The sequence below is a fragment of the Variovorax sp. 10L421 genome, assembly GCF_056395365.1.
The window spans coordinates 1-494 of sequence record NZ_JBFTJJ010000076.1; the positions used below are offsets into that span (position 1 = coordinate 1).

General features: G+C 60.4%; 1 protein-coding gene. It reads right to left on the reverse strand.

Annotation, left to right across the window (positions count from 1 at the left end; genetic code table 11):
- On the reverse strand, nt 1–494 hold a 494-nt coding region (locus AC1DFC_RS29790; RefSeq protein WP_478132100.1), incomplete at both ends, for an SDR family oxidoreductase.

A 494-nucleotide genomic window follows, 5' to 3' on the forward strand; every position in this document is an offset into this window, starting at 1 on the left:
GTGCCGAAACGGCCAAACGGAATGGTTGCGGCGATGTCCTTGTTGACCTGCGTGCGGTAGGCATCGGGAATGCCGAGCTTGTCGTACAGCGGCGTTTCGACCGGGCCGGGGCTGACGGCGTTGACGCGAATGCCGCGTCCGAGCAGTTCGCTCGAAAGCGTCTTCGACATGTTCAGAAACGCAGCCTTGGTCGCGGCATAAACCGACGAACGCTSCGCGCCGACGTGCGCATTGATCGAYGTATTRAGCACCACCGATGCGGGGCTCGCRAAGACAGGCAGCAAGGCCTGGATCAGGAAGTAYGGCCCCTTGACGTTGATAYCGAACGAGCGATCGAACATTWCTTCCGTCCACTCTTCGATCGGCATCCAAACGGATACGCCAGCGTTGAGGAAGGCGATGTCGAGCTGACCATAGTGAGCCTGGACGGCTTGCGCCAACTCCTTCTGCGCAGCCACGTTGGCTGAATCGGCGCGCAGCACCAGAACTTCGCT